Origin of the sequence: Curtobacterium sp. MCBA15_016, assembly GCF_001865105.1 — a bacterium.
In the GTDB taxonomy this organism is placed as follows: domain Bacteria; phylum Actinomycetota; class Actinomycetes; order Actinomycetales; family Microbacteriaceae; genus Curtobacterium.
This window is the reverse complement of sequence record NZ_MJGR01000046.1, coordinates 4,017-4,410: the sequence shown is the minus strand read 5'-3', so window position 1 is coordinate 4,410 and position 394 is coordinate 4,017. Positions and strand designations below refer to the sequence as shown.

The 394-nt window shown below is 75.1% G+C and carries 1 pseudogene; it reads left to right on the top strand.

Features of this window, described 5'->3' with window-relative positions:
- Positions 1-383 (top strand): annotated as a pseudogene (locus BIV03_RS16720) (hypothetical protein); the annotation flags it as partial.
- Between the last annotated feature and the right edge of the window lie 11 nt (positions 384-394).

Below are 394 nucleotides of genomic sequence, written 5' to 3'. Positions count from 1 at the left end.
GCGACGCCCTGGTCGACCGGTTCGCGAACCCCCGGATCCGGCACACCCTCCGGCAGATCGCCGCCGGCGGCTCCGAGAAGCTCCCCGTCCGCGTGGTCGACGTGCTCCGGCACCGGCTGGACCGCGACCCGTCCGCGGGCATCGGTCCCGGTGCCGCGACCGCCATCGCGGCGTGGTGGCTGCACCTGACCGAGCAGCCCGACCTGGTGAGCGACGACGGAGCCCCCGGGGCAGACTCGGACGCGCACGACGTGCTGCGCGTCATCGCCCCCGACCTCGACACCACCCCCGTCGTCGCGGCGATCACCGCCGCGGCCGACCGCATCCGTGCCGCGCGGGACACCGCGGAGCGCACGAGAACCGACGAAGGAGTCCACGCATGACCGACACCACG